Source organism: Shinella sp. AETb1-6, assembly GCF_009826875.1.
Classification (GTDB): domain Bacteria; phylum Pseudomonadota; class Alphaproteobacteria; order Rhizobiales; family Rhizobiaceae; genus Shinella; species Shinella sumterensis.
This window is the reverse complement of record NZ_WUMM01000004.1, coordinates 193,802-209,793: the sequence shown is the minus strand read 5'-3', so window position 1 is coordinate 209,793 and position 15,992 is coordinate 193,802. Positions and strand designations below refer to the sequence as shown.

Here is a 15,992-nt window from a genome sequence, read left to right as displayed (position 1 = left end):
AACGCACTGGAGAGTTTATTGTTCCTGATGTCAGGACGCTTCGCGCAGCTGTTCGGCGGTCTGGAGGTCGACGGAGACGAGCTGGGAGACGCCCTGTTCGGCCATGGTGACGCCGAAGAGGCGGTTCATGCGGGCCATGGTGATGGGGTTGTGGGTGATGATGATGAAGCGCGTCTCGGTGGAGGCCGCCATCTCGTCCATCAGGTTGCAATAGCGCTCGACATTGTGGTCGTCGAGCGGCGCGTCCACCTCGTCCAGCACGCAGATCGGCGCGGGATTGGTGAGGAAGACGGCGAAGATGAGCGCCATGGCCGTCAGCGCCTGCTCGCCGCCCGAAAGCAGCGTCATGGTCTGCGGCTTCTTGCCGGGCGGGCGGGCGAGGATCTCCAGCCCGGCATCCAGCGGATCCTCGCTCTCGATGAGCTGGAGCTCCGCCGTGCCGCCGCCGAACAGGTGGGTGAAGAGGCGCTGGAATTGCGCATTCACCACATCGAAGGCGGCCAGCAGGCGCTCGCGCCCCTCGCGGTTCAGGCTCTGGATGGCAGAGCGCAGCTTGCGGATCGCCTCGATGATATCCTCGCGCTCGGTGACGATCGCATCGAGCTTTTCGGACAGGTCACGCTGCTCTTCCTCGGCGCGCAGGTTGACGGCGCCGAGACGCTCGCGCTCGATCCTGAGACGGTCGAGGTCCCGCTCGGTCTCGCGCGGATCGGAAAGCGGCGCGCCGGCGGCATGGCCGGTCAGCCGCAGGGCCTCGTGCGGCGCGCAGTTCAGCGCCTCGCGGATGCGCGTCTCGCCTTCGATGCGGCGCTCGCGCGCCGAGACGAGGCGCTCTTCCGCGCGGCCGCGGGTTTCGCGCGATTCGGCAAGCTGCGAGAGCGCGGTCGTGGCGACGCGGTCGGCCTCGCGCTGGCGGTTTTCGGCCTCCTGAAGCGCATCGGCGGCTTCGCGGCGCGCGGCCTCGGCATTGCTGAGGCCGGTCAGCAGCTCGCGGCGCTTTTCCTCGATCTCGTCGGGCGCCTCGGCAAGCTCCTCCATTTCCTCGCGGGCTTCCGCCTCGCGCTCACGCAGCGTGGCGATGTGGTTTTCGGCGCTCGTGGCGCGGGTCGTCCAGGTCTCGCGTTCGGCCGCGATCGCCATCAGGCGGCGGCGGCGGTCGGCCATTTCGCGGGCGAGGCCGTCATGGGCGGCGCGGGCTTCCGCAAGCGTCGCGCGGTCGGTCGCGACATCCATCGTGTGGGTGCGCAGGCGCAGGTCGAGATCGGAAAGGTCGGGCGCGTCTTCAAGGGCTGCGCGGGCATCCTCGAGCGCTTGCGCCGCCTCTTCCACTTGCCCTTCGATCTGCGCGCGCGTCTCGCCGAGAACGGCGCGACGGCGGATGAGATCGCCGGAGGCGCGCTCGGCCGTCTCCAGCGCCTCGCGGGCCTCGGCAAGCGCGCGCGTGGCGACGCGCTGCGCCTCGCGGGCGGCCTGCTGGCGCTGCATTTCGGCGCGGATCGTCTCGGCGGCGCGGGCAAGGTCGGCCTCGGCATCCGCAAGCGCCGCCCGCGCGTCGTCCAGTTCGACTTCCAGTTCGGCCAGGCGGTTCTTCTGCTCCAGGCGCAGCGCCGCCGCACTTGGCGCATCGGCACCGGTGACGTGGCCATCCCAGCGGAACACCGCACCGTCGCGGGTCACCAGCCGCTGGCCGGGACGGAGCTGCGGCAGGAGACCCAGCGCCTCCTCCACGCCGCCGGCAATCCCGACCTGGGCAAGGCGACGGTGCAGGACCGCGGGCGCGCGGACATGAGAAATGAGAGACGGCACGCCGCCCGGCAGGGCCGGATCGGCGGAGGCATCGCCCGACGCGCGCCAGTGAACGGGCGCATCCACATCGGCCGGCGATTCGAGATCGTCTCCGAGTGCGGCGCCCAGCGCCGTTTCATAGCCGCGGTCGACCGCGACATCCTCGACGACGGGCGCAGAAGAGCCCGCGCTCGTTCCGGCCTCCAGCATGCGGCGGATGGTGCGGGCTTCCGTCTCGATGCCGGCCAGCCGGGCGCGTGCCGTGTCGACGGGACCGCGCAGGGCGGCTTCGCCGAAGCGGGCCTCCTCCAGCGCCTCCTCGACGGCGACCAGCATCTCGCCGGCGGCTTCCAGCGCCTGCCCGGCCTCCTGCACGGCGGCGCGGCGCTCTTCCGGGTCCGGCAGTGCGGCGATGCGCGCATCCATGTCGGCAAGCTCGCGCGCCTGCGCATCCAACTGCTGGCCGAGCCGCAGATGGCGCTCGGAAAGATCGCGGATCGCCTTTTCCAGCTGGTTGCGCACGGCCTGGGCTTCGGCGCGCTCGGCGGTAACGGCGGCAAGGGCGGCTTCGCTCGTCGCAAGCTTCGCCGCCGCCTCGTCCATCGTCTCGCGGGCGGCCTCGGCACGCTCGTCGGCCTCGGCCAGAATTTCGCGGATTTCATCCTCTTCGACGAGAAGTCGATCGAGTACGGCCGCATTGTCCGCCACCATGCGCTCCTCGCGCACGATATCCTCGGCGAGTTGCGCCATGCGCCGGCCGAGTTCGTCACGGCGGCGCAGCAGGCGGGCGGAATCTTCTTCCAGCTGGGCTCTTGCGATCTGGAGGCGCTGGAGCGCGGCGGCAAGCTTCGCCTCGTTCTCGCGCAGCTCCGGCAGCTTCAGGCTGGCGATGGCCTGATCCTTGGCGGCCTGCATTTGCGCATTCGCCCGCTCGGCAACCAGCGATGTGGCCTGGTTGAGCTGGCTTTCGGCCTCGCCCTCTGCCTCCTTCGCCTGCACCCAGCGGATGTGCAGAAGCATCGCCTCGTGGCGGCGGATATCGGCCGACAGCGCCTTGAAGCGATTGGCCTGGCGCGACTGGCGCTTCAGGCTCTCGATCTGGCTTTCGAGCTGCGAGGTCACATCGTCGAGCCGTTCGAGATTGGTTTCGGCGGCACGCAGGCGCAGCTCCGCCTCATGGCGACGCGAATGCAGGCCGGAAATGCCGGCCGCCTCTTCGAGCAGCTGGCGGCGGGCCTGGGGCTTGGCCTGGATGAGTTCGCCGATCCGCCCCTGCCCCACCATGGAAGGCGAGCGGGCGCCGGTGGAGGCATCGGCGAAGAGCAGCTGCACATCCTTGGCGCGCGCTTCCTTGCCGTTGATGCGGTAGATGGAGCCGTTCTCGCGCTCGATGCGACGCGAGACCTGGATCTCGTCCTCGTCGTTGAAGGCGGCCGGCGCCGTGCGGTCGGAATTGTCGAGATAGAGGCCGACTTCGGCGGTGTTGCGCGCCGGACGGTTGGCGGAACCGGAGAAGATGACGTCGTCCATGCCGGACGCGCGCATGTTCTTGTAGGAGTTTTCCCCCATCACCCAGCGCAGCGCCTCGACGAGGTTCGACTTGCCGCAGCCATTGGGGCCGACCACGCCGGTCAGGCCGCGCTCGATGACGAATTCGGTGGGTTCGACGAAGGACTTGAAGCCGAGAAGGCGGAGCTTGTTGAACTTCATGCGGCTGCCTTGGGGGTGCGGTACCCCCCTCTGGCCTGCCTACCATCTCCCCCACAAGGGGGGAGACTGAATCGTGGCACCGCCTTGCTCCAAGCCGATCTCCCCCCCTGTGGGGGAGATGCCCGGCAGGGCAGAGGGGGGTGAGCCACGGATGCCGGCGAAAAATAAAAAGCGGGCGCACGGCTTCCGCCGTCGCCCGCCGTCAATCCGGTCGAAGGATCAGAGCATGCTGTCGATGAGGGCCGACATGGTGCCAACCGACATGTCTCCCGAATAGCGCTTGCCATTGATCAGGAAGGTCGGGGTCGCTGCGACGCCGAATTCCTTGGCACCGCGTTCCCGTACCGCGTTCACATCATCCAGAAGCTTCTGGTTCGTCAAGCAGGCCTGGAAGCTCTCCTGTGTAAAACCGGCGAGTTTCGACATCTGCAGCAGCGCTTCGCGGCCATCCTGCGCGGCGGCCCAGACTTCCTGCTGCTTCATCAGCATGGAGATCATCGGGAAATACTGCGCGGCGTCCGTCAGCTCGGCCGGGTTCTGCGGCTTGCAGCGGGCCAGCATGAAGGCTGCGGCAGCGCGCGGATCGAACGGGAACTCGCGGACGATGAAACGGACCTTGCCGCTATCGACGTACTTCGTCTTGATCGCGTCGAAGGTATTGTTGTGGAAGGCGGCGCAATGCGGGCAGGTCGTCGACATGTATTCGACGATCGTCACCGGTGCGTTGGCTTCGCCGAGGGCCATGTCCGGCAGGGCGCCGGGCTTCAGCACTTCGGCCATGTCGACATCGCCCTCGGCGGTCGGCAGTTCCGCGGGCGCGGCCGTCGCCGTGTCGGCCTGGGCGACCTCCGTCGTTCCGGTCGTGGCGGCCGAGGTCGTCGAGCCCGTGGTTTCAGTCGATGTCGACTGCGTGGCCGCCGGATCCTGCGCGGCCTGTTCCTTCTTTTCGTCGGAGCAGGCGGCGAGCGTCACGGCAAGCCCTGCTACGGCAACGCCGGTGAGAAGGCGCTTCATCAGGCTCATTTCGGAAAGGGACATGGTCTCTCCTGTGGGATGGAAATTCTTGGGACGGACGCAATTCTTGAGGAAAGACGGTTCAAGTCTTTTCGCAAGAATTGCTCTTCGCACTCCCGATATACCTGCTTTGGGGCGCGAACAAGCTGCGTGGGGGCCAGTAACTTCAAAGAATTGTGACCGTTCGATGGTTCTCGGGCACGTCCGGCGAACACAGGCTCACCGGGCGTGCCCTATCATTTTTTCTTCCCGCATCGTCCAACGCCGAAGCGATTCCGCTTCGGCTGGAAATGCTTTAGCGACGCCGGCCGAGCACCGCCGTGCCGAGCCGCTTCAGCGCCGCCCTCAGGGCATCGCCCTCGATGCCCTCGACGAGGCCGTCGAGATGGCGGGCGGCCTCGCCGGTCAGCGGGCGCGGCCTTGCGCGGTGGCGCGACTGCTGGCTGACCGGCTTCTGGACGATCCGGACCTGATTGATCGCCGGGAAGCCGAAGAAGCCGTTGATGCGCTGGATGATCTCGCCCTGCTGGTGGCTGAGGAAGAGCGCGCGGGCGCCCTCGCAGGCAATGGTCAGCACGCCCGGCTGATGGCCGCCGCCCTCGCCCGCCATTTCCGAGGCCCGGCGCGGCCAGGAAATGCGTTCAGGCCGCGTGCAGTCGGAAAACTGCGTTCCGGCAATCTCGTCCCACGAGCCCAGAAGCATCGTGTTGATGCCGGCACGCTTGGCCAGCACCGGGTCGATGAGACCGTTGGCGACTTCGCTGATCTGCACGATGCCGCGTCTTGACGCCTTGTTGTTCACGGTTTACCCCTTGCGGGAAAATATTCCTGCCATGTCCGCGAAGCACCTTGAAGAGCGCGGACCACTCCGCCAGTTATAGAGCAATTCCAGCAAAAGTGTGCAGGGTTTTGCGCCGATTCAGCGATACAATGAGGGGCGATCCGACCCCGTTCAGGCCGATCATGACCAAGCCTCACCGAACGACGGCGCTCGCCGACCTGCTCCTCGCCTGGTACGACCGGCACCACCGCGACCTGCCCTGGCGGGTGAGCCCGCCGATGGCGGCGCGCGGCGAGACGCCCGATCCCTACCGCGTGTGGCTGTCGGAGGTCATGCTGCAGCAGACGACCGTCCAGGCGGTGAAATCCTATTTCGCCCTCTTCACGTCGCGCTGGCCGACGGTCACGGATCTCGCGAAGGCCGACAATGAGGACGTGATGAAGTCCTGGGCCGGGCTCGGCTACTACGCCCGCGCGCGCAACCTCAAGAAATGCGCCGAAGCCGTCGCTTTCGAGCATGGCGGGGTGTTTCCCGATACGGAGGAAGGGTTGAAAACCCTGCCCGGGATCGGCGACTATACAGCCGCCGCGATCGCCGCCATCGCCTTCAACCGCCACAGCGCCGTGCTCGACGGCAATGTCGAGCGTGTCATTTCCCGCCTCCATGCCATCGAAACGCCCCTGCCCGCCGCCAAGCCGGAAATGCGGGCGCTGGTCGCCGCGATGACGCCGCAGGACCGGCCCGGCGATTTCGCCCAGGGCATGATGGACCTCGGCGCCACGATCTGCACGCCGCGCCGGCCGGCCTGCGCGCTCTGTCCCTTCAACGCGCAATGCCGGGTGCTCGGGCAGGACGATCCGGAACTTTTTCCGCGCAAGGTCGCCAAGAAGGAGAAGCCGGTGCGACTGGGTGCCGCCTTTGTGGCGGAAGACGAAACGGGCGCTATCTTCCTGCGCAAGCGGGTGGAAAGCGGCCTGCTCGGCGGCATGACGGAGGTGCCCGGCAGCCAATGGACGGCGCGCATCGATGGCGACACCGGCACCGGGGCGGCCCCGTTTGCGGCTGCATGGCAGGCCTGCGGCACGGTCGTGCACGTCTTCACGCATTTCGAGCTGCGGCTGACCGTCTATCGTTCGAAGGCATCGCGCGATGCCGCGGTCGGCGAAGGATGGTGGCAGCCCAGGGAGACACTCGACGGCGAGGCCCTGCCGACCGTCATGAAGAAAGCCATAAAACAAGCGATACCCGACGCATTCGAAACGGCGAGGAAAGCATGAGCAGCATCGAAATCCGACATATCGTCTTCGACATCGGCAGGGTGCTGATTCACTACGATCCGCATATCCCCTTCGCCCGCCTCATCCCTGATGATGCCGAGCGCAACTGGTTCTTCAGCAATGTCTGCACGCACGACTGGAACCTGGAACAGGATCGCGGCCGGGCATGGGCGGACGCCGAGGCCCTGCTGATCGAGGCGCATCCCGATCGCATCGAGCACATCCGCGCCTTCCGCAGACACTGGCACGAGATGGTCTCGCATGCCTATGTGGAGAGCGTGGCGATCATGGAGGCCCTGATCCAGGAGGGCCGCGACGTGACGATGCTGACCAATTTCGCGGCCGATACGTTCAAGGAGGCGCGCAAGCTCTTCCCCTTCCTCGACATGCCGCGCGGCGTCACGGTGTCCGGCGAGATCGGCCTCATCAAGCCCGACATCGCCATCTACGAGAAGCACAGCCGCGATTTCGGCCTGTCGCCGGCCCACACGCTGTTCATCGACGATGCGCCGGCCAATGTGGAGGGCGCGCGCCTGGCCGGCTGGCACGCCGTGCTGTTCACCGATCCGGAAAAGCTGAAGGCGGACCTCGCCGCCCACGGCATCGCTCTTTAATTTAAAGAGTGCGCCTGAAACCGAAACGCCCGGAGCCTTTGGAGCTCCGGGCGTTTTCGCATTTCCGGGACTGAAGGTACAAAAACCGGAAAAGCGATATCCGGCCTGCCTGGCCGGTTGTTCGGCCGTGGCTTTCGCAACGATTTCCGCCGCTTGGCCTGATGTCCTTGTCGACTTCAAAGTAAGCGCGCGTTGGTTAACATCGTCTGAATCGCACGAGGCCGAAACACAAAAGATTTCCGTCCCTTGAAAGCCACAGCCCCCGGTGCAGGGAACACCGGAGGCCGCAGCTGGAGAAACGGTCTTTCAGTCCTGGACAGGCCTATTCGAGGCCGGCCATCCGTGCGCGTACGATGGCGCGCAGATCGTCGATCGGCTTCAACTCGGCGCCTTCCGCATAGTGCCAGAAGGTCCAGCCGTTGCAGGCGTCGAAGCCCTGCACCCTGGCGCCGACGCGGTGAATGGAGCCGGCGTCGTTGCCTGCCACGAGCGTGCCATCGGCACGTACGATGGCGCTGTGGCGGCGACGGGCATCGGTCAGCACGGTGCCGGGTGCGATCAGGCCGCTTTCGATCAGCGTGTTGAAGGCGACGCGCGGTTCGGCCTTCTTGCCGGTCATGACGGAGAGCGTGCCGCTGCCGAGGGGTTCGACGGCCTCGATGCGCTCGCGGGCGGCATCGATATAGGCCTGCTCGCGCTCGATGCCGACGAAGTGGCGGCCGAGGCGCTTGGCGACGGCGCCCGTCGTGCCGGAGCCGAAGAACGGATCGAGCACCACGTCGCCGGGCTTGGAGGAGGCCATCAGGATACGGGCAAGCAGCGCTTCCGGCTTTTGCGTCGGATGCACCTTCTTGCCGTCCTCGCCCTTCAGGCGCTCGCCGCCGCTGCAGATCGGGAACAACCAGTCCGAGCGCATCTGCACATCGTCGTTGGCGGCCTTCATGGCATCGTAGTTGAACGTGTAGCCCTTGGCCTTGGGGTCGCGGGTGGCCCAGATCATCGTCTCATGCGCGTTCTGGAAGCGGCGGCCCTTGAAGTTCGGCATCGGGTTGGTCTTGCGCCAGACGATGTCGTTGAGGATCCAGAAGTTGAGGTCCTGCAAGGTGGCGCCGACGCGGAAAATGTTGTGGTAGGAGCCGATGACCCAGATGGTGCCAGAGGGCTTGAGCACGCGGCGGCAGGCCAGCAGCCAGGCGCGGGTGAAGGCATCGTAGGCGCCGAAGGAGGCGAACTGGTCCCATTCGTCGTCGACCGCATCGACCTGCGACTGGTCGGGCCGGGTCAGCATGCCGCCGAGCTGGAGATTGTACGGCGGATCGGCGAAGATGACATCGACGGACTGGTCGGGCAGCGCCTCGAGCGCGGCGACGCAGTCTCCCTTGATGATGGTGTCGAGCCACACGCTCTTGCGGGGCGAACGGGAGACGTCGGCAAGCGAAAGAACAGATGGCATTTGATACTCGCTGATACGCTTACTGGGAACTGAACTTGATGGGCTTATGGTTACCGAAGATGGTTACCAAAGGCTGAAGGCCCTGAAGAAAAAGCCGAAACCGCGTCGAGACGGGATTTCGGCATCATTCAAGCACATGCGAATAAACGGCCGCCGTCGAACGTCTTTTTCCGATATCGCCGCAATCGGCGCGGGAGCCCCCCGACATCACGAGGAGAGAAATGTGCGACTGAAAGCTGCATTCCTGCATCTGGCGGGGCTTCTTGCCGCCACCCAGACCATCGCCGCCGACAAGACGATGATCGTCCTGGATGCCTCCGGCTCCATGTGGGGCCAGATCAACGGACGCACGAAGATCGACATCGCCCGCGAAACGCTGGGAACGGTGCTGAAATCCGTTCCCGTGGGCTCCGAGCTCGGCCTGATGGTCTACGGTCATCGCGAGAAGGGTTCGTGCAGCGACATCGAACTTGCCGTGACGCCGGGTGCCGGCACCGAGAATGCTATCAACGCATTCGTCGCCGGCCTCAACCCGAAGGGCAAGACGCCGCTGACCCGCTCCGTGGAAGAGGCGGCGGAGGCGCTGAAATATACCGAGGACAAGGCGACGGTCGTGCTCGTCACGGACGGGCTGGAGACCTGCGAGGCCGACCCTTGCGCGCTCGCCTCGGCGCTGGAGAGCAAGGGCGTCGACTTCACCACCCATGTCGTCGGCTTCGGACTGACGGCGGAGGAAGGCAAGAAGGTCGCGTGTCTGGCCGAAAACACCGGCGGCAAATATTTCCAGGCTTCGGACGCCACCCAGCTCGTCGCCGCGCTCACCGCGACGGTTGCCGAAGCGCCGATGTCCAAGCCGCAGGAAGAGGTGGTCGAAGCCAAACCGGCGGTCGAATTCAACACACTCTTCGACAGCGTGCTTTCGGAAGGCGGGCCATCGATCGGTGAGGACAACCATGTGCAATGGCTGGTCTACAAGGCCGATGACAACGGCCAGCGCACCGGCGACGACCTGACGAGTGAGTACAAGGGCGCCTATTCCGCGAATTTCCCGGCCGGCAAATATGTCGCCGTCGCCAAGCTTGACAGCGTCATCGAAAAACAGGTCGCGTTCGAGGTGAAGGATGGCGAAGTCGCCAGGCCTTTCGTCAATTTCGACGCTGGCACCGTGATCGTGCATCCCAAGCGCACGTCCGATGCCGCAGAGGACGACCGCGAAATCCGCGTCGACGTCGCCTTCGGCGACTACACCACCACCTATTACGGCACGTCCAAGTTCTATGCCGCCGCGGGCCCTGTAAAACTCAAGGGGTCCATCGGCCCGACCGCTGTCGAGGAGACCGTCACCCTGAAGGCGGGCGAGCAGCTGGAACACGACCTCATCGTGGGTTCCGGCACCGTGCTGAACAGCGCCATCTATGCCGAGGGCGGGCCGGCCGTCGATTCCGGCGATGTCTATTTCGAGGTCGTGGCCGCCAACAAGGCCATCGATGGAACGCGCAAGCAGATCGGCTACAATTACGGCACCGGCAGCAAGATCGACGTGCCGCCCGGCGATCACGTCCTGACGGCCAAGCTCGGCGCGGCGACGGCCGAAATCCCCTTCACGATCAAGGCCGGGGAAATGGCCAATGTATCGGTCAACCTCAATGCCGGCGTTCTGGCGATCACCGCGCCCGGCGCGAACTTCATCGAGATTTTCAGCGCCCAGAAGGACATTCAGGGCAATCGCAAATCCGTTTCCAACAGCTATGACGCCCAATGGCAGGAGACCCTGCCGGCCGGCGATTACGTGATCGCCGTAAAGTATGAGGGCGACATTGCACCGAAGGAGAAGCCCGCCACGGTGAAGGCCGGCGAGCGTTCCGAAGTGACGGTGGAATAGGACTGACGGGCAGCCTATCCAAAACGGCTGGGCACGCCGCAAGCGATCTGAACCTGCATGGGTCGGTCCCGGAATTCGCAATTGTCCGGCAGGGCCCTTTCGTGTAGGGAACGAGCGACCGTGCGGGCCTGCCCGCCCCCTCCGATCTTTTCCCGGTTTCGGCAAGCAAGGCGTGATGCGCCTGCCGGCGCCGACAGTTTGAAAGACAGCCCATCATGGAAGGTTTCGACCTCATCATCTTCGACTGCGACGGCGTCCTGGTCGATTCGGAAATCATCGCCGCGGAAGTGGAATCAAGGCTGCTGACGGAGGCCGGTTATCCGATCAGCGTGGAAGAGATGGGCGAGCGCTTTGCCGGCATGACCTGGCAGAACATCCTGCTCGCCATCGAGCGCGAGGCCGCCATCCCGCTTTCCGCATCGCTGCTCGACAAGTCGGAAAAGCTGCTCGATGCACGCCTGGCAGCGGAGGTGAAGGTGATCGACGGCGTGAAGCAGATGCTGTCGCGCATCCGCAAGCCCTATTGCATCTGCTCCAACTCCTCCTCGCACCGGCTCGACATGATGCTGACGAAGGTCGGCCTCAAGCCGGTCTTCGGCCCCTACATCTACTCGGCGAAGGACCTCGGACCGGACCAGGTGAAGCCGAAGCCTGATATCTTCCTGCATGGCGCAAAGCAGTTCGGCGCCGATCCGGCGCGCACGCTGGTCGTCGAGGATTCGGTGCATGGCATTACGGGCGCCCGCGCCGCCGGCATGCGCGTCGTCGGCTTCACCGGCGCCTCGCACACCTATCCCTCCCATGCCGACCGCCTGACGGAAGCCGGCGCGGAAACCGTCATTTCCCGCATGACGGAGCTGCCGGGCGTCATCGCGGCACTGGCCGAATGGAGCGAGGCGATCTGACGGTACGGATTGCCGGAAACAAAAAGGCCGCGGTCCTGATCGACCGCGGCCTTTTCTGTCTGGAAGGCGCTTACTTGCGCTTCTTCGCCGGACCGTCCTCGAAGCCGACATAGACCTTCGTGAAGCCGCCGGAGCCGCCGGGAACGGCGATATTGTCCTGCTTGAAGACGAACTGGCCCGCCGAGCCATCGGCCGGGATGGCAACCGGGTACTGCACCAGCTGGGAGTAGAGCGTGTTGGTGCCATCGAGCACCGAGACGCGGATCGGCACGTTCACGGTGCCCGAGGCGCCGGCGGGGCCGACGACGACGCGGCCCTGCACCATCACGGTGATCGTGAGCTGGCTGGAATTGATCGTGCACTGGCGCGTCGTGTCGGCAAGCGTCACCTGGTAGGCGAGGTTCTGCGGGTCATCCTTGGCGCCCCTGGCGTAACGCTGGAGCACGGCCGTGCCATCCTGCAGGTAGACCTGCGGGCACGAGCCCTGAATGACGGCGACCTGCGTCTGCTTCTGCGTTGCAGCCTCGACGCCCGAGGGATCGCTGGTCACGCCGAGATTGACAGGCTTGTCGGACTGGCTGCAACCGGCGACGGTGGCGAGAAGGGTGATGCCGAGAAAGCGGCGGATTGTCATTCCAAACACGTTACGTCTACCCCTGCGATCAGGCCCCGCCTCCGGCGTCCAAGCCTTTCGGAACTCGTTTTACGGGCCTTTTCACGACCCCAGGCGATGGTCTATAGCAGCGGCGTGGGGAAAAATCGATTGTCGAATGAAATCGCCCGCAGAATTTCGAACGGTCCGCCATCGGCGGGCCGGACAGAACGGCATCGTCACGAACGGCCGCAGGCAAAGCCCCGCAGCCCAACCATTCCAAGGACGTGTGAACGTGGACTATGTTTCGACGCGGGGCGAGGCCCCTTCCCTCGGTTTCTCCGATGCGCTCCTGGCGGGCCTTGCCCGTGACGGCGGCCTCTATGTGCCGCGCGAATGGCCGACCTTTTCCAAGAAGGACATCCGCGCGCTGCGCGGCAAGTCCTACCAGGACATCGCCTTCACCGTGCTTTCGCCCTTCGTGAAAGGCGATATTCCCGCCGACAAGTTCCGCGCGATGATCGACGAGGCCTATGCCACGTTCCGCCATCCGGCGATCGCACCCATCGTCCAGACAGGCCCGAATTCCTTCGTGCTGGAGCTCTTCCACGGCACGACGCTCGCCTTCAAGGATGTGGCCATGCAGCTGCTGGCGCGGCTGATGGACCATGCGCTGGCCGTCCGCGGCGAGCGCGCCACCATCGTCGGCGCGACGTCGGGCGATACCGGCGGCGCGGCCATCGATGCCTTTGCCGGCCGCGAGCGCACCGACATCTTCATCCTCTTCCCGGAAGGCAAGGTCTCGCCGGTGCAGCAGCGCCAGATGACGACCTCCACGGAAAAGAACGTCCACGCGCTGGCGATCAAGGGCAATTTCGACGACTGCCAGAACCTCGTGAAGGCGATGTTCAACGACGGCAAGTTCCGCGACAGCGTGAAATTGTCCGGCGTCAACTCGATCAACTGGGCGCGCATCATGGCCCAGATCGTCTATTACTTCACGACCGCCGTCGCGCTGGGCGGGCCGGACCGGAAGATCTCGTTTACCGTGCCGACCGGCAATTTCGGCGACATCTTCGCCGGCTATGCCGCAAAGCGCATGGGCCTGCCGATCGACAAGCTGGTCATCGCCACCAACGAGAACGACATTCTCGCCCGCACGCTGAAGACCGGCCGCTACGAGATCAAGGGTGTGAAGGCCACCACCTCGCCGTCCATGGACATCCAGATTTCCTCCAACTTCGAACGCCTGCTGTTCGAAGCCCTCGATCGCGATGCGGGGGCGGTGCGCCGCGCCATGGAAAGCCTCAAACAGTCCAACGCCTTCGAGATCGAGGACAAGGCGCTGAAGACGATCCGCAAGAAGTTCCGTGCCGGCCGCGCCACCGAGAAGGAGGTCGCCAGGACCATCAAGACCACGCTGGCCGAGACCGGCTATCTGCTCGATCCTCATTCGGCGATCGGCGTGTTCGTTGCCGCCAAGCATGAAAAGCCCGGTTCGCCGATGGTGACGCTCGCCACCGCGCATCCGGCGAAATTCCCCGCCGCAGTAAAATCCGCGAGTGGTATTGACCCGGCGCTTCCGTCGTGGCTTGCTGACCTGATGCAAAGGGAAGAGCGGTTCGACGTGCTCGGTGCTGAGCTCGATGCGGTGGAAGACTTCATCGGCAAACACACGCGGGCGCGGGACTGAACGCAGAAAGTGCGCATGATGAGAGTTGAGTGCACCCGGCTTACATCCGGGTTGACCGTGGTGACGGAAGCCATGCCCCATCTCGAGAGCGTCGCTCTCGGCGTGTGGATCAAATCCGGATCACGCAACGAAACCACGGACGAGCACGGCATCGCCCACCTCCTGGAACACATGGCCTTCAAGGGCACGGAGCGCCGCTCCGCCCGCCAGATCGCCGAGGAGATCGAGAATGTCGGCGGCGAGGTCAACGCCGCCACCTCGACCGAGACGACATCCTACTATGCCCGCGTGCTCAAGGACCATGTTCCGCTCGCGGTCGACATTCTCGCCGATATCCTGACGGAATCCGTCTTCGACGAGGAAGAGCTGCGCCGCGAAAAGCACGTCATCCTGCAGGAAATCGGCGCGGCGAACGACACGCCCGACGACGTGGTCTTCGACAAGTTCTCCGAGGTCGCCTATCGCGACCAGATCATCGGCCGCGCCATTCTCGGCACGCCGGATACCGTGCTCTCCTTCACGCCCGGCGAGATCCGCAGCTATCTCGACCGCAACTATACGACGGACCGCATGTTCGTCGTGGCGGCAGGTGCCGTGAAGCACGACGAATTCGTGCGCCAGGTCGAGGAGCGTTTTTCCAGCCTGCCGACGGCGCCGAAAATCTCGCCGGTCTTCGAACCCGCCCGCTATACCGGCGGCGACATTCGCGAGACGCGCGACCTGATGGATGCCCAGGTGCTGCTCGGCTTCGAGGGCAAGGCCTATCATGCGCGCGACTTCTACTGCTCGCAGATCCTCGCCAACATCCTCGGCGGCGGCATGTCCTCGCGCCTCTTCCAGGAAGTGCGCGAGCATCGCGGCCTCTGTTACTCGATCTATGCCTTCCACTGGGGCTTTTCGGACACCGGCATCTTCGGCATCCATGCCGCGACGGGCGGCGAGAACCTGCCCGAGCTGATGCCCGTCATCTTCGACGAGCTGAAGAAGTCCTCCGACAACATCCACCAGCAGGAAATCGAGCGCGCCCGCGCGCAGATCCGCGCCCAGCTGCTGATGGGCCAGGAAAGCCCGGCCGCCCGCGCCGGCCAGATCGCCCGCCAGATGATGCTGTACGGCCGCCCGATCCCCAACGAGGAACTGATGGAACGCCTGCAAGGCATCACCATCGAGCGCCTGACGGATCTCGCCGGACGCCTGTTCTTCGATACCGTGCCGACCATCTCGGCCATCGGCCCGCTGGAACACCTCGTCCCGGCCGCCGACATCACACGCTCGCTGGCGCGCGGCAGCGTGCCCGACCGGGTCGCAAGTTGAGCGGCCCTTCGAAAACCGCGCATACGCCGTAAAGCCACCGGACACTCCTCCTTTCGGTGGATGTTCTTTCCCGTCGATCGCAGCGATGGTACCCGAACCGGGTCTGTCGCGCCCGACGGGGAGACGTCGATGAGAGCAGTCGCCAGAAACCTGCTTCGATACGCCGGCTATACATTGCTCGAACACATGCCGGTGCAGCAATCGGAGCGCAGCCGTGCACGCGAGGCCCAGAAATACTGGAGCGACGTGAACCAGCGGGCTTTCCACTCCAACTCCCACTGGAAAGGCAGCCAAGGTGTGCCGGAGCGCGTCTGGCTGGAACTCGGAAAACCGCATCTCAAGCTCATGCTCGACCACCTGACGCTCCGCGGGCGCAGTCTGCCGGTCGGGCGTGTCGTCGAATGGGGGTGTGGCGGCGGCGCGAATGCGGTGCATTTCGCGCCCGTGACAGACAGTTTCGTCGGGGTGGACATCTCGCAGGCCACGCTGGACGAATGCGGGATCGTGCTGCGCAGCATGGGCCAGGAGAACTTTCAGCCCGTGCTGACCGACGTTTCCAACCCCGAGGCTGCGGCCGGCGCCTTGGCGGGCACAGCGGACGTTTTTCTCTGCACCTATGTTTTCGAGCTGCTCCCCTCGCAGGAGCATGGCCAGCGCATCCTCGACATCGCCAACCGGGTGCTGCGGCCCGGCGGGACCGCGATCATCCAGATCAAATACGAGACGGCCGACCGGAAGACGAAGTCCCGCCAATGGGGCTACCGCCGGAACCTCGCCAACATGACGACCTATTGCATCGACGATTTCTGGCAGAGGGCCGAACGCGCCGGCTTCACGCCGGTGTCGATCTCGCTTCGTCCCAAGGACGACCTCATCGACGACGAGCGCTACGCCTATTTCGTGCTCGACAAGCCGGGCGGCTGAGCGGCCATCGGCCCGCTGGAACACCTCGTCCCGGCAGACGACGCAACA

The 15,992-nt window shown here is 65.1% G+C and carries 12 protein-coding genes; 7 read left to right on the top strand and 5 right to left on the bottom strand.

From position 1 onward, the window contains the following. Positions 1 to 30: 30 nt before the first annotated feature. The 3 genes from smc to GR158_RS08770 all read right to left on the bottom strand — a co-directional run bounded on the left by smc (position 31) and on the right by GR158_RS08770 (position 5,311). A complete protein-coding gene (gene smc / locus GR158_RS08780; RefSeq protein ID WP_160870782.1) occupies positions 31 to 3,495 on the bottom strand; it encodes a chromosome segregation protein SMC in 3,465 nt (1,154 codons plus the stop codon). 219 nt (positions 3,496 to 3,714) lie between these two features. Beyond that, entirely contained in the window at positions 3,715 to 4,533 is an 819-nt protein-coding gene (locus GR158_RS08775) for a DsbA family protein (protein WP_134648853.1), read from the bottom strand. A gap of 271 nt (positions 4,534 to 4,804) precedes the next feature. Beyond that, the gene (locus GR158_RS08770; RefSeq protein WP_160870781.1) at positions 4,805 to 5,311 is read right to left on the bottom strand and encodes a DUF721 domain-containing protein; all 507 of its coding nucleotides are present in this window, start codon (positions 5,309 to 5,311) and stop codon (positions 4,805 to 4,807) included. A gap of 161 nt (positions 5,312 to 5,472) precedes the next feature. Between GR158_RS08770 and mutY the strand changes: the two genes are divergently transcribed. Further along, positions 5,473 to 6,567: an A/G-specific adenine glycosylase gene (mutY, locus tag GR158_RS08765; protein ID WP_160870780.1), complete on the top strand. Its 1,095-nt coding sequence runs from the start codon at positions 5,473 to 5,475 to the stop codon at positions 6,565 to 6,567. Next, positions 6,564 to 7,181 carry an HAD family phosphatase gene (locus GR158_RS08760; RefSeq protein WP_160870779.1) on the top strand — a complete coding sequence of 206 codons (618 nt, stop codon included), beginning with the start codon at positions 6,564 to 6,566 and terminating at the stop codon, positions 7,179 to 7,181. Before mutY ends, GR158_RS08760 begins: the two co-directional genes overlap by 4 nt. A gap of 322 nt (positions 7,182 to 7,503) precedes the next feature. On the opposite strand, the gene GR158_RS08755 is transcribed toward GR158_RS08760, so the two are convergent. Beyond that, positions 7,504 to 8,634, bottom strand: coding sequence for a site-specific DNA-methyltransferase (locus GR158_RS08755; RefSeq protein ID WP_134648856.1), 1,131 nt, complete (start codon positions 8,632 to 8,634; stop codon positions 7,504 to 7,506). Between the two features lie 223 nt (positions 8,635 to 8,857). Between GR158_RS08755 and GR158_RS08750 the strand changes: the two genes are divergently transcribed. Both GR158_RS08750 and GR158_RS08745 read left to right on the top strand, forming a co-directional pair. Next, positions 8,858 to 10,516 (top strand): VWA domain-containing protein, encoded by a 1,659-nt coding sequence (locus GR158_RS08750; RefSeq protein ID WP_371731635.1) that lies wholly within the window; start codon positions 8,858 to 8,860, stop codon positions 10,514 to 10,516. Positions 10,517 to 10,731: 215 nt separating this feature from the next. Continuing rightward, a complete protein-coding gene (locus tag GR158_RS08745; RefSeq protein ID WP_160870777.1) occupies positions 10,732 to 11,421 on the top strand; it encodes an HAD family hydrolase in 690 nt (229 codons plus the stop codon). A gap of 70 nt (positions 11,422 to 11,491) precedes the next feature. On the opposite strand, the gene GR158_RS08740 is transcribed toward GR158_RS08745, so the two are convergent. Further along, positions 11,492 to 12,055 carry a hypothetical protein gene (locus GR158_RS08740; protein ID WP_160870957.1) on the bottom strand — a complete coding sequence of 188 codons (564 nt, stop codon included), beginning with the start codon at positions 12,053 to 12,055 and terminating at the stop codon, positions 11,492 to 11,494. Positions 12,056 to 12,308: 253 nt separating this feature from the next. Here GR158_RS08740 and thrC point away from each other — a divergent pair, with 253 nt between their 5' ends. The 3 genes from thrC to GR158_RS08725 all read left to right on the top strand — a co-directional run bounded on the left by thrC (position 12,309) and on the right by GR158_RS08725 (position 15,944). Beyond that, positions 12,309 to 13,706 (top strand): threonine synthase, encoded by a 1,398-nt coding sequence (gene thrC, locus GR158_RS08735; RefSeq protein WP_371731634.1) that lies wholly within the window; start codon positions 12,309 to 12,311, stop codon positions 13,704 to 13,706. An 18-nt stretch (positions 13,707 to 13,724) separates the two neighbouring features. Then, on the top strand, positions 13,725 to 15,020 hold the full coding sequence (locus tag GR158_RS08730; RefSeq protein ID WP_160870956.1) for a pitrilysin family protein: 1,296 nt from the start codon (positions 13,725 to 13,727) through the stop codon (positions 15,018 to 15,020). 129 nt (positions 15,021 to 15,149) lie between these two features. After that, on the top strand, positions 15,150 to 15,944 hold the full coding sequence (locus tag GR158_RS08725) for a bifunctional 2-polyprenyl-6-hydroxyphenol methylase/3-demethylubiquinol 3-O-methyltransferase UbiG (RefSeq protein ID WP_160870775.1): 795 nt from the start codon (positions 15,150 to 15,152) through the stop codon (positions 15,942 to 15,944). Positions 15,945 to 15,992: the final 48 nt, after the last annotated feature.

Coding starts and splice junctions, on each gene's coding strand:
- smc (WP_160870782.1), bottom strand. CDS start 3,495: ATGAAGTTCAACAAGCTCCGCCTTCTCGGCTTCAAGTCCTTCGTCGAA.
- GR158_RS08775 (WP_134648853.1), bottom strand. CDS start 4,533: ATGTCCCTTTCCGAAATGAGCCTGATGAAGCGCCTTCTCACCGGCGTT.
- mutY (WP_160870780.1), top strand. CDS start 5,473: ATGACCAAGCCTCACCGAACGACGGCGCTCGCCGACCTGCTCCTCGCC.
- GR158_RS08760 (WP_160870779.1), top strand. CDS start 6,564: ATGAGCAGCATCGAAATCCGACATATCGTCTTCGACATCGGCAGGGTG.
- GR158_RS08755 (WP_134648856.1), bottom strand. CDS start 8,634: ATGCCATCTGTTCTTTCGCTTGCCGACGTCTCCCGTTCGCCCCGCAAG.
- GR158_RS08745 (WP_160870777.1), top strand. CDS start 10,732: ATGGAAGGTTTCGACCTCATCATCTTCGACTGCGACGGCGTCCTGGTC.
- GR158_RS08740 (WP_160870957.1), bottom strand. CDS start 12,055: ATGACAATCCGCCGCTTTCTCGGCATCACCCTTCTCGCCACCGTCGCC.
- GR158_RS08730 (WP_160870956.1), top strand. CDS start 13,725: ATGAGAGTTGAGTGCACCCGGCTTACATCCGGGTTGACCGTGGTGACG.
- GR158_RS08725 (WP_160870775.1), top strand. CDS start 15,150: ATGAGAGCAGTCGCCAGAAACCTGCTTCGATACGCCGGCTATACATTG.